This is a genomic window from Bordetella saccharivorans (genome assembly GCF_045862855.1).
Taxonomy (GTDB): domain Bacteria; phylum Pseudomonadota; class Gammaproteobacteria; order Burkholderiales; family Burkholderiaceae_B; genus Bordetella_A; species Bordetella_A petrii_F.
The window spans coordinates 3,798,811-3,814,001 of record NZ_BAAFZO010000001.1 but is presented as its reverse complement, the minus strand read 5'-3'; the positions used below and the strand labels follow the sequence as shown (position 1 = coordinate 3,814,001).

Below are 15,191 nucleotides of genomic sequence, written 5' to 3'. Positions count from 1 at the left end.
GAAACGACGAGATTGGCAGGCGGCTTTCATGCTACCTCGTCCGCCGGCCGGGCGCGGCGGCCGGCCAGCATCCAGGCCGCCGCCGCGAGCTGCACCAGGCCCGCCGCCACGAACAGCCAGCCGTCCTGCTCCGGCCCGCCCACGCCGCGCAGCAGGCCGAACGCGGCCGGCGCGAACGCATAGCCGGCCTGTCCCGCCGCCGTGACCAGCGCCACCACGCGCGCCACGTCGGCCGGCCGGAAGTCGGCCTGCGCGATCAGCGGCGGCAGCGACGTCACATTGCCCAGGGCCAGGCCGAACAGGCAGCAGCCCAGCACCATGCCCGCCGGCGACCCGCCCGCGCCCAGCAGCACGGCCGAGCCGAGCGCCTGCAGCGCCAGGTTGGCCGCCGCGGCCACGCGGCGGTCGGCGCCCGGCCCCATCAGCCTGGCCAGCACCATGCGCCCGCCGATCGCGCATGCCGTGGCCAGCCCCATGGCCGCGCCGGCGCCGCGTTCGCCCAGTACCGGCACCAGCATCGAGAACAGGTGCGCGACCAGGCCGACCTGGGCGAACAGGCCCAGCGAGGCGGCCGCGATCAAGGTGCGGAAACGCGCGTCGCGCCACGGCGATGCCAACGGTTCGGCGCGCGTCACGGCCGTGGCGGCCGGCGCCCGCGCCGCCAGCGCCTCGCCGCCGTCGGGAGCCTGCCCCAGCGCGGCGGGGGTCAGCGCCAGGTAGCGCCACGCCAGCCACCAGATCGTCGCGACCATCACCGCCGCCACCGCCAGCACGGCCGCGCCAAAGCCGAGCCATGCGATCAGCGCCACCCATAACGGCGAGAACACCACGCCGCCCAGGCTGGCGCCGTTGAACGCCATGCCCAGCGCGGCGGGGCGGCGCCGCTCGAACCACGGCGACACCATCGCATTGAGCGCGGCGCCGCTGGTCATCGCCCAGCCCGCGCCGCTGAAAGGCATGGCCAGGAACAATTGCCACGGCTCGCCGGCATGGCCCCAACCCAGCAACCCGGCAGCCGTCAGCAGCGCGCCTGTGCGGGTGACGTTGGCCACGCCATAGCGGCGATGCAGCCCGCCCAGGCCGGCGACCACGGCGGCGCCGCACAGGAAATGGCCGGTCATGGCCAGCGAAACCAGCGCCACGGGCCAGCCGCGCGCGCGATGCAGCTCGCTCAGGAAGATGGGCGGCCCGTAGAAACCGATGCCCCAGGCGAACAGGGCAATGATGAAAGCGGCGCCCACCACGCGCCACCCCATGAAGGCCACGGGCCGGCGGCCGCCGCCCGACTGGTGCGCAGCTTCTTGCATCGCCCCTCCCCAGGCGTGGTCCCAGGCGGTAGTGTGCCCGCCCGGGCGCGCGCATGTTGCGGCCGCGGTCGAAATGTGGCGCCGCGGCGGCCTAGTGGGACGCCCCGTCGAAATGCTGCAGCGTCAGGGCATCCAGGTCGATGGCGGGCACGCAGCGCAGGTTCACCGCGCGCACCGGCGAGCCATCCGGGTTGGCGCCATAGGCGAAGGCCTGGGTGCCGCAGTGACGGCAGAAGCGATGGCTGATTTTGTGGGTGTTGAACGCGTAGTCCTGCAGGGCTTCCTCGCCCGCATCCAGCGTGAAGCGCTCGGCGGGAAAGAACGACAGCAGGAACCCCTTGCGGCGGCAGTGCGAACAGTTGCAACTGATGGCCGAGGCGGGCGGATCGGCGTCCACCGTGAAGCGGACCGCGCCGCAATGACAGCTACCCTGGAATGACATGGCGAACTCCGGACAAGAAAGATGGGCCGGCCGGATCAATACTCCAGCCGGCCGCGCAATTCTTCAAAGGGAATCATGACATGGCGGCGGTACGCCGGCCGCGCCTGCAGGCGTTCGTACCAGGCCTGCACATGCGGCAGCGGCGGACGCTCGATGTCGAGGTTGAAGTAACGGTACAGGCAGGTGCCCGCGGGGATGTCGGCCAGCGTCAGGCGTTCGCCGGCCAGGAACGGCTGCCGCGCGAGCAGCCCGTCCAGCAACTGGAAATGCCGGGCGCAGCGGGCCACGTTGCGCGCAATGGCGGCCAGGTCGCGCTGCGGCGCCGGCGTGCGGTAATAGGCCCAGAACACGCCATTCAGGAAGTCCGGCTGCAGGCTGGCCTGCGCCCAGTCCATCCAGCGCTCGACCTGCGCGCGGCGGGCCGCATCGGCGTCCCAGAATGCCGGCGCGCCATGGCGCGCCGCCAGGTAACGCAGGATCGTGTGCGATTCCCACACCACCACGCCCGCATCATCGATGACCGGCACCTTGCCATGGGGATTCATCGCCAGGAACGCCGGCGTGTCGATGCCGCCATGGCGGCCGCCGGCCGGCACGTGCCGGTGCGGCAGCCCCAGTTCATCGACCAGCCACATGACCTTCTGCACATTGAACGAGCTGGCACGGCCCCAGACGGTCAGCGTGGCAGGCGGATCGGACAATGGTGTATCCATGGCGACGAGTCTACCGCAGGCCGGGTTATAAACGGTGCATGACCCAGAACATTTACGACAACCCCGATTTCTTCGCGGGCTACAGCCAGTTGAGCCGTTCCGTGCACGGCCTGGATGGCGCGCCCGAATGGCCTGCGCTGCGCGCCCTGCTGCCCGAGGTGCGCGGGCTGGACATCGTCGACCTGGGCTGCGGCTACGGCTGGTTCTGCCGCTGGGCCGCCGCCCATGGCGCGCGCTCGGTGCTCGGCCTGGATGTCTCGGCCCGCATGCTGGAACGCGCCGCCGAACTCGATGCGCAGGCCGGCGCGGCCGGCGCCGCCATCACCTACACGCGCGCCGACCTGGAAAGCCTGGTCCTGCCCGAGGCCGCGTTCGGCCTAGCCTACAGCTCGCTGACTCTGCACTACATCGACGACCTGGCGCGCCTGCTGGCCACGGTGCATCGCGCCCTGGCGCCGGGCGGCAGCCTGGTGTTCTCGATCGAGCACCCCATCTACATGGCGTCGCGCCGTCCCGACTGGATCGTCGACGCCGAGGGCCGCCGCAGCTGGCCGGTGGACAACTACCAGGTGGAAGGCCCGCGCCGCACCGACTGGCTGGCGCCCGGCGTGATCAAGCAGCACCGCACCCTGGGCACCCTGCTCAATGGGGTAATGCGCGCCGGCTTCACGCTGACCCATGTCGAGGACTGGGGCCCGACCGCGCAGCAACTGGCCGAGCTGCCCGCGCTGCAGGACGAGCGCGAACGGCCGATGCTCCTGCTCGTGGCCGCGCGGCGCTGAGGCGCATCAGCCGCCGACCCGCTCCACCAGGAATTCCACGACCGCGCGCACACCGGGCAACTGGCCGCGCCGATGCGGCATCACCAGCGTGGTGGCGACGCTGCCGGCCACCCATCCGTCCAGCACGCGCCGCAGGCGCCCCGCGTCCAGCGCCGCGCGGCACAGGCTGGCCGGCAGGCAGGCGATGCCCAGCCCGGCCTCCGCCAGGCTCGTCAGCACGGTCGACTCGTTGGCCGTGGCGCGCGCCAGCGGAACCACGGCCACGGGTGGCGAGGCATCATCGGGGCGCGCCAGGCGCCAGGTGCCGGCCGCCGGGCCGCTCAGCAGGCCATGATGGGCGGCCAGGTCCGCCGGCTCCAGGGGTGCCGGATGCGCGCGCAGGTAGGCGGGCGCGGCAACCAGGATGAGCGGCTCGCGCGCCAGCGGCCGCTGTACCAGGTCCGAATCCGGCAAGGGCGCGAAATGGCTGCGCACCGCGATGTCGAAGCCTTCCTGCACCAGGTCCACGTAGCGGTCCGATACATCCAGCGCCACATGGAGTTGCGGATAGGCCGCCACCAGCGCCGGCAGGTGCGGCGCCAGGTATTGCTGCGCCACCGGCATCGAAGCCGTCAGGCGCACCCGGCCGCTCGGCTCGGCGGCGCGCCGGCGCACGATGTCCTGCGCGGCCTCGGTTTCTATCATGGCCGCGCGCGCATGCTCGTAGAAATCGCGGCCGATGTCGGTCAGCGTGAAGCTGCGCGACGTGCGGTGCACCAGCCGCGCCGCCAGCGCGCGCTCGAGTTCGGCCACCCGCTTGCTGACCGTGGACTTGGGCACGCCCAGGCGGCGCGCGGCCGCGGCGAAGCCGCCTTGGTCGACGGCGGCGACGAAGAAATGCAGATCGTTCAGATTGAGCATGGCGCCATGCAAAGTCTGTAAATGTGGACTTCAGGTTGAATTTTGGCCTACTACTCAACCATCGTCCACTACGAGATAGTCATGTCCATGCGCCGCACCCGGCGGCGCCCCTACAGGAGCATGACATGACCCCCATCCTTTTCTACGGCGTCCCCTCCGGCTGCTCGTTCGGCAGCATCGTGGCGCTCGAGTGGCTGGCCCAGCCCTACCAACTGTGCCGCATCCAGATGCCCGAAGCCGTCTCCGGCGCGGACTTCCGCCGCGTCAACCCGGTGGCCGAGACCCCCGCCTACCTGGGCGCGGCGGGCGACGTGCTCACCGAAAGCATGGCCATTCTCAACCACATCGGCGCGCGCGGCATGGCCCAGGGGCTTGGCCACCCGCAAGGCAGCCGCGACTTCGACCGCCTGAACCAGATGCTGGCCTACCTGAACACCAGCTTCTTCAATGCCTTCGCCCCGTTGTGGCATGCGGTCGAACATGACCTCGAAGGCGCCGCCAAGACCGCGCTGGCCGACTATGGCCGCGACAAGGTCGAGAAAGTGCATGCCACCCTGGACGCGCTGCTGGGCACGCGCCCCTGGCTGCTGGGCGACCGCCGCAGCGTGGCCGACGCCTACTTCGCCGGCATCGCGCGCTGGGCCGACTACCACGCGGTGCTCGACCGGCGCGACTATCCCAATCTCAGCCGCCTGTACGATCGCCTGCAGGCCGACCCGGCGGTGGCATTCGCGCATCGCATCGAGGCCGGGCAGCCGGCGTCGTCCAGCGGCGGCTACCAGGGCGAGATCGCGCTGGCCGACGCGCTGGCGCTGCTGCCGCGCTGAACGGGGCGCGACAGCGCCGTTTCAGGCCAGCGGCCGGGCCTTCAGCCAGAGGAACATCGGCAGGCGGCGCCAGCGGTCCAGGTCCGGCCGCACCCGGGTATCCGGGCGCGGCTCGCGCAGCGCCACGAGCGCGAAGCCGGCCTGCTCCAGCGCCGCCATGTAGTCTTCGAGCGGCTGCGACCAGCCGGCGAAATCCATGCTCAGGCCGTTGCGCGCTTCCGTGCCCTCGAAACGCTGGCGGCCGAAATACGCGCCCTGCAGCACGAACGGCGCGTCCGGCCGGGCATCGGCGAACTGGCCGCGGTCGACGAAGGGGTGCACGATCGAGACGAACAACGCGCCGTCGGGGCGCAGCACGCGCCGGATCCCGGCCAGCGCGGCGGGCACATCCTGGACGTCCATCAGCATGTTGTACGCCATGGCCAGATCGAAGCTGGCCGGCGCGAACGGCAGCGTGGCGGCCGGCGCGACGGCATAGGCGTCGGCGGAATCGGCGGCCGCTGCGGCGGCCACGAATTGTTCGACCGGATCGACTGCCGTGACCCGGTAGCCCAGCGATTTCAGCGCGCGCGCCACCCGCCCCTCGCCGCAGCCGACGTCCAGCGCCGCGCCCGTGCCGGGGCCCACGAAAGCCAGCAGCGCATCGCGATAGGCCCAGAAAGCATCGTGGCCCGGCGCGCGCGCCCAGGCGATCCATTGGTCGGCCACGCGCGACCAGTGGGCGCGGTCGGCGTCGCCATCTTCGTTGTCCATATCGGCTCCTTGTGCACGCAAAGCGGCATTCTACGAATGCGGCCGCAATGGTATAAGAAACCGCCATCCTCATTTCGATACGCCATGTCCACGCCTTCCTCCACCGCGCCGTTCGGCGATGCCGTCATGGCTCACGCCGAGGCGCTCGCCCGCTGGTCCGATCATCCCGACAACCTCACCTGCACCTACCTGACGCCGGCCCACCGGGCCACGGCCCGCCGGCTGGAAGCATGGATGCAAGAGGCCGGTTTCGATACCGTGCGGCAGGATGCCGTCGGCAACGTCATCGGCCGCTATCGCGCCGCGCCCGATTGCGGCGAGCCGGTGCTGGTGGCCACCGGCAGCCATTACGACACGGTGCGCGACGGCGGCAAGTACGACGGCCGGCTCGGCATCCTGCTGCCCATCGCGGTAGTGGCCGAACTGCACCGGCGCGGCGAGCGGCTGCCGTTCGACTTCGAAGTGGTGGGCTTCGCCGAGGAAGAAGGCGTGCGCTACGGCGGCTCTTTCCTGGGGTCGTCGGCCTACATCGGCGCCTTCGATGCGGCCCAGCTCGACCGGCAAGACGCCGACGGCATCCCGCTGCGCCAGGCCATGCGCGACGCCGGCCTCGACCCGGCGGGCGCGGCCGGCCAGGCCGTCGACCCGCGCCTGCGCCATTATTTCGAAGTGCACATCGAGCAGGGGCCGGTCCTGCAGCAGCGCGGCCTGCCGCTGGGCGTGGTGACCTCCATCGCCGGCTGCGTACGGCGCCGGGTAACGCTGGCCGGCGCCGCCGGCCATGCCGGCACCACCCCCATGGACCTGCGCCGCGACGCCGCCTGCGCGGCCGCCGAGATCGTGCTGGCCGTCGAGGCCCGCTGCGCCCGGGCGCCCGGGCTGGTCGGCACGGTCGGCATGCTGGAAGTGCCCGGCGGCTCCATCAACGTCATCCCGGGCGCCTGCCACCTGACGCTGGACGTGCGCGCCGCGCAGGATGCCGAGCGCGACCGGGCGCTGGACGACCTCGAAGCGCGCATCGGCGAGATCTGCGCGCGCCGCCGCATCGAGTGGACATGCGAGGAGCTGATGCGCGTACCCGCCACCCCCTGCGCCCCCTCGCACCAGGCGCTCTGGCGGCAGGCCGTGGCGAACCAGGGCGTGACGGTCCTGGACCTGCCCTCGGGGGCCGGCCACGACGCCATGCTGCTGGGGCGCGTGGTGCCGGCCAGCATGCTGTTCGTGCGCTGCGGCAACGGCGGCGTCAGCCACAACCCGCAAGAAACCATGACGGCCGCCGACGCGCAACTGGCCGGCCAGGCGGTTCTCGACTTCCTGCGCGCGTTCGGCGCCGATGCGCCGCGGTAGGCGCCTGCGCAATGGCAAGGATGGCCCGCGATGCGCAGGTGTCTGACACCCTGGCACCCGGCGCGGCCGTCCATGCCGCTCACCCCGGCGGCAGCAGCCCCGGCCGGCCTTCGTGGGCCGCCAGGGCCTTGGCCAGGATGAACTCGATCAACATCGCCAGCGCGCGCGGATGATGGCGGCTCGGCATGTACAGCAGGTACATGCTGCGCCCGAAAATGCTCAGGCGCCACTGCTCCAGCGCGGTCAGCAGGCGGCCCTGCGCGATGTCCTCGTGCACCACGTAGTCCGGCACCACCGCGATGCCCAGCCCCGCCAGCGCCGCGTCGCGCAGGAACGGATAATTGCGCGACACCACGGTGGGCTCCAGCGCGACCTGCTGGCGCTGGTTGCCCTGGTAGGCCGACAGCCGCAGCGGCCGGCCGATGACCGCGGCGCTGATGATGGGCGCGCCGCACAGCGCCTCCGGACGCACCGGCAGGCCGCGCCGCGCCGCATACGCCGGCGAGGCGCAGGCCACGTAGCGGACCCGGCCCAGTTCGCGCGCCACCAGGTGTCCGGGCGGCTCGGACATGATGCGCACGGCCAGGTCCACCTCCTCGCGCAGCAGGTCTTCCACGCTGTTCTCGAACAGGACGTCCAGCACGATGCCGGGATAGTTGCGCATGAATTCCAGCAGCCACGGCGACATGACGAACTGCCCGTAGCCGCTCGGCACGCTCAGGCGCACCCGGCCCTGCGGCGTCTTGCCCAGCGACTCGACCGATTCGCGCGCCGCGGCCAGCTCGTCGCGAATGCTGCGGCCGTGCTGGTACAGCTTCAGGCCAATCTCGGTGGGCTCGACCCGGCGCGTCGTGCGCCGCACCAGTTGCATGCCCACGGCGCGCTCGAGCTGGTTCAGGTGATAGCTGACATTGGCGCGCGTCATCTTCAGCCGGCGCGCGGCCTCGCTCAGGTTGCCGGCGTCGAGGATCTCGACCAGCAGGGTCAGCGATTTGGTGTCCATGGGGCGCAATTGTCAAATTTTCTTGTACGCAGTGTCAACTCTTGATGCCATTGTCAAGACTTCCTTGCTGGGGAAGAATAGGACGGTTAAGCACATCACACCAGACAGGCCCCCTGGCCTGCATCTCCGGAGACGACATCCCATGGCAGAGCGCGCGCCCCACGGCGCCGTTGCCTCGCAACGGCACGACGGCATCCTGGTCCTCACCATCGACAATCCCCCGGTCAACGCGCTGAGCGCCGACGTCAGGCGCGGGCTGGCCGACGCAATCCAGGCCGCGCAGGACGATGCCTCGGTGCAGGCGGTGCTGCTGGTGGGCGCCGGGCGGAACTTCATCGCCGGCGCCGACATCCGCGAATTCGGCAAGCCGCCCCAGCCGCCCGCGCTGCCCGACGTATGCAATGCCATCGAGGCCAGCGCCAAACCGGTCGTGGCCGCGCTGCATGGCGCGGCGTTGGGCGGCGGGCTGGAAATCGCCCTGGCGGCCCACTACCGCATCGCCCTGCCCGGCGCCAGGCTGGGCCTGCCGGAAGTCAACCTGGGCCTGCTGCCCGGCGCCGGCGGCACACAGCGCGCGCCGCGCCTGGCCGGGGCCGCCGCCGCACTGGACCTGATGCTGTCGGGCCGCCATGCCAGCGCCGAAGAAGCCCTGTCGCTGGGGCTGGTCGACCAGGTCGGCAGCGGCGCCGACGCCCCGGCGGCGGGGCTGGCCTATGCGCGCGAACTGCTGGTACGAGGCGCGGCGCCGCGGCGCACCCGCGACGCGACGGCGGCGCTGGCCGACCGGGCGGCCGCGCAAGCGGCCATCGACGCGGCCCGCGTCCAGGTCGAGGCCCGCGCGCGCGGCCTGTTCTCGCCCGCCAAGATCATCGACGCGGTGCAGGCCGCGCTCGACCAGCCGTTCGACGCCGGCCTGCGCACCGAGCGGGCCTTGTTCCTGCAATGCCTGGACAGCCCGCAGCGCGCCGGTCTGGTGCACGCCTTCTTCGCCGAGCGCGAGACCGCCAAGGCGCCCGAGACCCGCGACGCCAGGCCGCGCCCGCTGGAACGCCTGGGCGTGATCGGCGGCGGCACCATGGGCGCCGGCATCGCCGTCGCCATGCTGGACGCCGGGCTGCCGGTCGTCATGGTCGAGCAGGACGAAGCCGCCCTGGCGCGCGGCCGCGCCCGCGTCGAGCAGGTGTACGACCTGCTCGTCAAGAAAGGCCGCCTGGGCGCCGCCGACAAGGCCGAGCGCATGGCCCGCTACCGCGGCGCCACCTCCTACGACGCGCTGGCCAACGCCGATCTCATCGTCGAAGCCGTGTTCGAGGACATGGACGTCAAGACCGCCGTGTTTGCCGCGCTCGACCGCGTCGCCAAGCCCGGCGCGGTGCTGGCCAGCAACACCTCATACCTCGACATCGACCGCATCGCCGCGGCCACCCGGCGCCCGGCCGACGTGCTGGGCCTGCACTTCTTCTCGCCGGCCAACATCATGAAGCTGCTGGAAGTGGTGGTGGGCGGCCGCAGCGCGCCCGACACCGTGGCCACCGGCTTCGAGCTGGCGCGGCGCCTGCGCAAGGTGCCGGTGCGCGCCGGCGTGTGTGACGGCTTCATTGCCAACCGCATCCTGGCCGTGCACCGCCAGGCCGCCGAACTGATGATGGAAGACGGCGCCTCGCCCTACCAGATCGACGACGCCGTGCGCGCCTTCGGCTATCCCATGGGCCCCTACCAGATGACCGACCTGGCCGGCGGCGACATCGGCTGGGCCACCCGCAAGCGGCGCGCCGCCACGCGCGACCCGCAACTGCGCTACGTGCAGATCGCCGACCGCCTGTGCGAGCGCGGCTGGTTCGGCCAGAAAACCGGCCGCGGCTTCTACCTGTACCCCGACGGCGCGCGCACGGGCACGCCCGACCCCGAAGTGCTGGCCATCATCGACGCCGAGCGCCAGCGCGCCGGTATTACCCCGCGCGCGTTCAGCCAGGAAGAAATCCAGCGCCGCTACCTGGCCGCCATGATCAACGAAGCCGCCAACGTCGTGCGCGAAGGCATTGCGCTGCGGCCGCTCGATGTCGATGTGGCGTTCCTGTACGGCTACGGCTTTCCGCGCCATCGCGGCGGCCCGATGCACTACGCCGACCAGGTCGGCCTGCCGCGCATCCTGGCCGACATACGCGAATTCGCCCCCCAGGATCCCCATTTCTGGAAACCGGCGCCGCTGCTGGTCGAACTGGCCGAAAGCGGCCGGAGCTTCGCCAGCCTGAACCGCGCCTGACCGCCCCGGCCGCCCCGCCGTCCCCCATCGTCTTTACTGGATTGCCTGCCATGCGCGAAGCCGTCATCGTATCCACTGCCCGCACCCCCATCACCAAAGCCCATCGCGGCGAATTCAACCTGACCCCGGGAGCCACCCTGGCCGCCTTCGCGGTGCGCGCGGCGGTCGAGCGCGCCGGCATCGACCCGGCCCTGATCGAAGACGCCATCCTGGGCTGCGGCTATCCGGAAGGCACCACCGGCCGCAACATCGGCCGCCAGGCGGTGATCCGCGCCGGGCTGCCCGTCAGCGTGGGCGGCGCCACGGTCAACCGCTTCTGCGCCTCGGGCCTGCAGGCGATCGCCAGCGCGGCGGCGCGCATCGTCATGGACGGCGCGCCGGCAATGATCGCCGGCGGCGTCGAAAGCGTGTCGCACATCCGCACGCGCGACGACCCCAACGCCGGCACCGACCCCTGGATCCTCGAAAACAAGCCGGCCCTGTACCTGCCCATGATCGAAACCGCCGACATCGTCGCGGCCCGCTATGGCATCAGCCGGGAAGCGCAGGACCGCTTCAGCATGGAAAGCCAGCGCCGCACCGCCGAAGCCCAGGCGGCCGGCCGCTACCGCGACGAGATCATTGCCGTCACCACCACCATGGCCGTCACCGACAAGGCCACGGGCGCGGTCACGCAGCGCGAAGTCACGGTGGACGCCGATACCTGCAACCGTCCCGGCACCACCTACGAGAACCTGGCCAGGCTCGAGCCGGTGCGCGGCGCCGGCCAGTTCATTACCGCGGGCAACGCCTCGCAGCTGTCCGACGGCGCGGTCGCCTGCGTGCTGATGGAAGCCCGCGACGCCGAGCGCGCCGGGCTGCAGCCGCTGGGCGCGTTCCGCGGCCTGGCCATCGCCGGCTGCGAGCCCGACGAAATGGGCATCGGCCCGGTATACGCAGTGCCGCGCCTGCTGGCCCGCCACGGCCTGAAAGTCGACGACATCGACCTCTGGGAACTGAACGAGGCATTCGCGTCGCAGGCGCTGTACTGCCAGCAGACCCTCGGCATTCCGGCGGAAAAGCTCAATGTCGATGGCGGCGCCATCTCGCTGGGCCACCCGTTCGGCGTGACCGGCGCGCGGCTGGCCGGCCACGTCCTGATCGAAGGCCGCCGGCGCGGCGCGCGCCATGCCGTGGTCACCATGTGCGTGGGCGGCGGCATGGGCGCGGCCGGCCTGTTCGAAATCTATTGAGCACGAGAACATCCATGGACTTGAATTTCACCCCCGAAGAAGAAGCTTTCCGCGCCGAAGTGCGCGCCTTCCTGGCGGCCGAGCTGCCCGAGGCGCTGGCGCGCAAGGTGCGCGAGCACCGCCGCCTGCGCAAGGAAGACATGGAAGCCTGGCACGCCATCCTGAATGCGCGCGGCTGGCTGGCCAGCCACTGGCCGCGCGAATACGGCGGCACCGGCTGGAGCGCCGTGCAGAAATTCATCTTCGAGAACGAATGCGCGCTGGCCCATGCGCCGCGCATCGTGCCGTTCGGCCTGAGCATGCTGGGACCCGTGCTGATCAAGTACGGCGACGAAGCGCAAAAGCGCTACTGGCTGCCGCGCATCCTGGACGGCTCCGACTGGTGGTGCCAGGGCTACTCCGAGCCGGGCGCCGGCTCGGACCTGGCCTCGCTCAAGACCAGCGCGGTGCGCGACGGCGACCACTACATCGTCAACGGCCAGAAGACCTGGACCACGCTCGGCCAGCACGCCAACATGATCTTCTGCCTGGTGCGCACCCGAACCGAGGGCAAGCCGCAGGAGGGCATCAGCTTCCTGTTGATCGACATGAACACGCCCGGCATCGAGGTCCGTCCCATCATCACCCTGGACGGCGAGCACGAAGTCAACGAAGTGTTCTTCTCGGATGTGCGCGTCCCCGCCGCCAACCTGGTGGGCGAGGAAAACCGCGGCTGGTCCTGCGCCAAATACCTGCTGACCTACGAGCGCACCAACATCGCCGGCGTGGGCCTGTCCACCGCGGCCCTGCTGCAGCTCAAGGAGCTGGCCGCGCGGCAGCGCAAGAACGGCCGCCCGCTGGCGCAGGACCCGGCCTTCGCGGCGCGCCTGGCGCGCGTCGAGATCGAACTCGACAACATGCGCACCACCAACCTGCGCGTGCTGGCCGCCGCCGCCAACGGCGGCGCCCCGGGCGCCGAGAGCTCCATGCTCAAGATCCGCGGCACGCAGATCCGCCAGGAACTCACCGCGCTGAACCGCCGCGCCATGGGGCCCTATGCGCGGCCGTACATCGAGCAGGCGCTCGACGACGACTACGCCGGCCCGCGCATCGGCCCGCACGGCGCCGACAGCGCGGCCGCCCAATATTTCAACTACCGCAAGCTGTCGATCTTCGGCGGCTCGAATGAAATCCAGAAGAACATCATCTCGAAGATGATCCTGGGACTGTAAGGAACCCGCATGAACTTCGACCATACCGAAGACCGGCGCATGCTGTCGGACATGTTGAAACGCTTCGTGGCCGAACAGTACGGCTTCGCCGTGCGCGACCGCATCGCGCGCTCGCCCGAGGGCTACAGCGCCGAATTCTGGCAGCGCTACGCCGAACTGGGCGCGCTGGGCGCGCTGTTCGCGGAAGCCGACGGCGGGCTGGGCGGCGGCGGCTTCGACATCGCGGTGGTGTTCGAGGCGCTGGGCCGCGGCCTGGTCGTCGAACCTTTCCTCGACGCCCTGATGGCCGGCGATGCCATTGCCGCGGCCGGCTCGGCCGAACAGAAGCAGGCGCTCGAATCGCTGCTGGCCGGCGCCACGGCGATCGCCCTGGCGCACGCCGAACCGGCCAGCGGCTACGAGCTGGCGCGGGTGCAGACGCGCGCCGCGCGCGACGGCGACGGCTGGCGCCTGGACGGCGCCAAGGCGGTGGTGGCCCAGGCCGAGCGCGCCAACCTGTTCGTGATCTCGGCCCGCACCGCCGGCGCCGAAGACGAGGCCGACGGCATCTCGCTGTTCCTGGTGCCCGCCGGCACGCCCGGGCTGGGCGTGCAGGGCTATCCGCTGATCGACGGCGGGCGCGGCGCCGATCTCTCGCTGGAGGGCGTGCGGCTGCCGGCCGGCGCGCTATTGGGCCAGGCCGGCGCCGGCCACGCCGTGCTGGAGCGCTGCATCGGCAAGGGCCTGCTGGCCTTGTGCGCCGAAGCCGTGGGCGCCATGGACGCGGCGCGCGACGCCACGCTGGAATACTTGCAGACGCGCAAGCAGTTCGGCGTGCCGATCGGCCGCTTCCAGGCCCTGCAGCATCGCATGGCCGACGTGCTGCTGGAAATCGAGCAGGCGCGCTCGTCGGTCATCAACGCCGCCGCCTGCCTCGACCACCCCGACCGCGTGGCGCGCGAGCGCGCGCTGTCGGCGGCCAAGTACACCATCGGCCGGGTCGGCACGCTGGTGGCCGAAGAATGCATCCAGCTGCACGGCGGCATCGGCATGACCTGGGAGCTGCCCCTGGCGCACTACGCCAAGCGGCTGGTGATGATCGACCACCAGCTCGGCGACGAAGACCACCACCTGGCGCGCTTCATCGCGCTGGGCGCGCACCAGGATTGACGCCATGAGCGATACCCGAGCTAGTAGCGATACCGGCGACCTGGACTTCCCGCTGGACGGGATCCGCGTGCTGGACTTGTCCCGCGTGTTCGCCGGCCCTCTGTGCGGCCAGGTGCTGGCCGACTTCGGCGCCGAAGTGGTCAAGGTCGAGCACCCCGTGCGCGGCGACGACACGCGCGACTGGGGCATGCGCATCGGCAAGACCGAGACCACCTACTACAACAGCATGAACCGCAACAAGCGGTCCATCACGCTGGACCTGCAGTCGCCCGAGGGGGTGCAGATCGTCTACGACCTGCTGCCGCACTTCGACGTAGTCATCCACAACTTCAAGAGCGGCGGCGCCGAGAAGCTCGGCCTGGGCTACGAAGCGCTGAAGGCCCGCAAGCCGGACCTGATCTACTGCTGCATCGGCGGCTACAACAGCTCCGGCCCCGAAGCCGCGCGCCCGGGCTACGACCTGGTGATCCAGGCCGAGAGCGGCCTGATGGCGATCAATGGCGAAGCGGGCCAGCCGCCCCTGAAATTCGGCGTGGCCGCGGTCGACATGATGACCGGCATGTATGCCGCGCAGGCCGTGCTGGCCGCGCTGTTCCGGCGCGAGCGCACCGGCAGCGGGCGCTTGATCGAAATGGCGCTGTACGACTGCGGCATCATGGTGACCAGCTACTACGGGCTGGACGCCATGCTGCTGGGCCGCGACCCGCAACGCTACGGCAATGCCCATCCGTCCATCGTGCCCTATGGCATGTTCGAGGCCGCCGACGGGCCGCTGATCATCGCGGTCGGCACCAATACGCAGTTCGACAAGTTCTGCCGCCAGGTCGTCATGCGCCCCGACATCGTCGAGGATCCCCGCTACGCCACCAACGTCGAGCGCGCCAGGAACCGCCTCACGCTGCTGCCCATGGTCACCGACTTGATCCGCACCTTCGAGCGCGACCTGCTGCTGGAGCGCCTGGCCGCCTGCGGCATCCCGTGCGGCAAGGTGCTGGGCCTGCACGAAGCCCTGACCAGCGAACGCACCCGCCAGGGCGGCCTGCTGCAGGAACTGCCACATCCCGTGGCCGGCGCCACGCACGTGTATGCGCCGCCGTACCGGCTGAACGGGCAGCGGCTGCCCATCCGCCACGCGCCGCCCACGCTGGGCGAAGGCACCAAAGAAGTCCTGCAGCGCCTGCTCGCATTGCCGGAAGACGAGCTGCGCGCGCTGCAGGCCAGGGGCGTGCTGACCCTGCCCGACATGCCGTCCGGCGACTGAG

The 15,191-nt window shown here is 71.0% G+C and carries 14 protein-coding genes; 8 read left to right on the top strand and 6 right to left on the bottom strand.

The annotated features are described in order from the left end of the window. Nucleotides 1-26: 26 nt before the first annotated feature. From ACKTT0_RS18330 to ACKTT0_RS18320, 3 genes are all read right to left on the bottom strand, one after another. Complete coding sequence (locus ACKTT0_RS18330) at nt 27-1,307, bottom strand: MFS transporter (RefSeq protein WP_407851220.1); 1,281 nt, start codon at nt 1,305-1,307, stop codon at nt 27-29. 91 nt (nt 1,308-1,398) lie between these two features. After that, nucleotides 1,399-1,749, bottom strand: a complete 351-nt coding sequence (locus ACKTT0_RS18325) for a GFA family protein (protein ID WP_407851219.1) — start codon at nt 1,747-1,749, stop codon at nt 1,399-1,401. A 35-nt stretch (nt 1,750-1,784) separates the two neighbouring features. Next, nucleotides 1,785-2,462 (bottom strand): glutathione S-transferase family protein, encoded by a 678-nt coding sequence (locus tag ACKTT0_RS18320; protein ID WP_407851218.1) that lies wholly within the window; start codon nt 2,460-2,462, stop codon nt 1,785-1,787. A 38-nt stretch (nt 2,463-2,500) separates the two neighbouring features. On the opposite strand from ACKTT0_RS18320, the gene ACKTT0_RS18315 reads away from it, so the two are divergent. Beyond that, a complete protein-coding gene (locus ACKTT0_RS18315; RefSeq protein ID WP_407851217.1) occupies nt 2,501-3,244 on the top strand; it encodes a class I SAM-dependent methyltransferase in 744 nt (247 codons plus the stop codon). Between the two features lie 6 nt (nt 3,245-3,250). Here the strand turns inward: ACKTT0_RS18315 and ACKTT0_RS18310 are convergent, their stop codons facing one another. Then, entirely contained in the window at nt 3,251-4,144 is an 894-nt protein-coding gene (locus ACKTT0_RS18310) for a LysR substrate-binding domain-containing protein (protein ID WP_407851216.1), read from the bottom strand. A gap of 125 nt (nt 4,145-4,269) precedes the next feature. Here ACKTT0_RS18310 and ACKTT0_RS18305 point away from each other — a divergent pair, with 125 nt between their 5' ends. Beyond that, a complete protein-coding gene (locus tag ACKTT0_RS18305; protein WP_407851215.1) occupies nt 4,270-4,971 on the top strand; it encodes a glutathione S-transferase family protein in 702 nt (233 codons plus the stop codon). A gap of 21 nt (nt 4,972-4,992) precedes the next feature. Here the strand turns inward: ACKTT0_RS18305 and ACKTT0_RS18300 are convergent, their stop codons facing one another. Next, the gene (locus ACKTT0_RS18300) at nt 4,993-5,724 is read right to left on the bottom strand and encodes a class I SAM-dependent methyltransferase (RefSeq protein ID WP_407851214.1); all 732 of its coding nucleotides are present in this window, start codon (nt 5,722-5,724) and stop codon (nt 4,993-4,995) included. A gap of 84 nt (nt 5,725-5,808) precedes the next feature. Between ACKTT0_RS18300 and ACKTT0_RS18295 the strand changes: the two genes are divergently transcribed. Beyond that, the gene (locus ACKTT0_RS18295) at nt 5,809-7,071 is read left to right on the top strand and encodes an allantoate amidohydrolase (protein WP_407851213.1); all 1,263 of its coding nucleotides are present in this window, start codon (nt 5,809-5,811) and stop codon (nt 7,069-7,071) included. A 79-nt stretch (nt 7,072-7,150) separates the two neighbouring features. Here the strand turns inward: ACKTT0_RS18295 and ACKTT0_RS18290 are convergent, their stop codons facing one another. Beyond that, nucleotides 7,151-8,074, bottom strand: a complete 924-nt coding sequence (locus ACKTT0_RS18290) for a LysR family transcriptional regulator (protein ID WP_407851212.1) — start codon at nt 8,072-8,074, stop codon at nt 7,151-7,153. 142 nt (nt 8,075-8,216) lie between these two features. Between ACKTT0_RS18290 and ACKTT0_RS18285 the strand changes: the two genes are divergently transcribed. The 5 genes from ACKTT0_RS18285 to ACKTT0_RS18265 are packed head-to-tail and all read left to right on the top strand — an operon-like array spanning nt 8,217 to nt 15,190. Further along, nucleotides 8,217-10,337 carry a 3-hydroxyacyl-CoA dehydrogenase NAD-binding domain-containing protein gene (locus ACKTT0_RS18285; RefSeq protein WP_407851211.1) on the top strand — a complete coding sequence of 707 codons (2,121 nt, stop codon included), beginning with the start codon at nt 8,217-8,219 and terminating at the stop codon, nt 10,335-10,337. 50 nt (nt 10,338-10,387) lie between these two features. Then, nucleotides 10,388-11,569 carry an acetyl-CoA C-acyltransferase gene (locus ACKTT0_RS18280; protein WP_407851210.1) on the top strand — a complete coding sequence of 394 codons (1,182 nt, stop codon included), beginning with the start codon at nt 10,388-10,390 and terminating at the stop codon, nt 11,567-11,569. Between the two features lie 14 nt (nt 11,570-11,583). Continuing rightward, nucleotides 11,584-12,780, top strand: coding sequence for an acyl-CoA dehydrogenase family protein (locus ACKTT0_RS18275; RefSeq protein WP_028353343.1), 1,197 nt, complete (start codon nt 11,584-11,586; stop codon nt 12,778-12,780). Nucleotides 12,781-12,789: 9 nt separating this feature from the next. Next, nucleotides 12,790-13,929: an acyl-CoA dehydrogenase family protein gene (locus tag ACKTT0_RS18270; RefSeq protein WP_407851209.1), complete on the top strand. Its 1,140-nt coding sequence runs from the start codon at nt 12,790-12,792 to the stop codon at nt 13,927-13,929. Nucleotides 13,930-13,933: 4 nt separating this feature from the next. Next, on the top strand, nt 13,934-15,190 hold the full coding sequence (locus tag ACKTT0_RS18265; RefSeq protein WP_407851208.1) for a CaiB/BaiF CoA transferase family protein: 1,257 nt from the start codon (nt 13,934-13,936) through the stop codon (nt 15,188-15,190). Nucleotide 15,191: the final 1 nt, after the last annotated feature.

Coding starts and splice junctions, on each gene's coding strand:
- ACKTT0_RS18330 (WP_407851220.1), bottom strand. CDS start 1,307: ATGCAAGAAGCTGCGCACCAGTCGGGCGGCGGCCGCCGGCCCGTGGCC.
- ACKTT0_RS18325 (WP_407851219.1), bottom strand. CDS start 1,749: ATGTCATTCCAGGGTAGCTGTCATTGCGGCGCGGTCCGCTTCACGGTG.
- ACKTT0_RS18320 (WP_407851218.1), bottom strand. CDS start 2,462: ATGGATACACCATTGTCCGATCCGCCTGCCACGCTGACCGTCTGGGGC.
- ACKTT0_RS18315 (WP_407851217.1), top strand. CDS start 2,501: ATGACCCAGAACATTTACGACAACCCCGATTTCTTCGCGGGCTACAGC.
- ACKTT0_RS18310 (WP_407851216.1), bottom strand. CDS start 4,144: ATGCTCAATCTGAACGATCTGCATTTCTTCGTCGCCGCCGTCGACCAA.
- ACKTT0_RS18305 (WP_407851215.1), top strand. CDS start 4,270: ATGACCCCCATCCTTTTCTACGGCGTCCCCTCCGGCTGCTCGTTCGGC.
- ACKTT0_RS18300 (WP_407851214.1), bottom strand. CDS start 5,724: ATGGACAACGAAGATGGCGACGCCGACCGCGCCCACTGGTCGCGCGTG.
- ACKTT0_RS18295 (WP_407851213.1), top strand. CDS start 5,809: ATGTCCACGCCTTCCTCCACCGCGCCGTTCGGCGATGCCGTCATGGCT.
- ACKTT0_RS18290 (WP_407851212.1), bottom strand. CDS start 8,074: ATGGACACCAAATCGCTGACCCTGCTGGTCGAGATCCTCGACGCCGGC.
- ACKTT0_RS18285 (WP_407851211.1), top strand. CDS start 8,217: ATGGCAGAGCGCGCGCCCCACGGCGCCGTTGCCTCGCAACGGCACGAC.
- ACKTT0_RS18280 (WP_407851210.1), top strand. CDS start 10,388: ATGCGCGAAGCCGTCATCGTATCCACTGCCCGCACCCCCATCACCAAA.
- ACKTT0_RS18275 (WP_028353343.1), top strand. CDS start 11,584: ATGGACTTGAATTTCACCCCCGAAGAAGAAGCTTTCCGCGCCGAAGTG.
- ACKTT0_RS18270 (WP_407851209.1), top strand. CDS start 12,790: ATGAACTTCGACCATACCGAAGACCGGCGCATGCTGTCGGACATGTTG.
- ACKTT0_RS18265 (WP_407851208.1), top strand. CDS start 13,934: ATGAGCGATACCCGAGCTAGTAGCGATACCGGCGACCTGGACTTCCCG.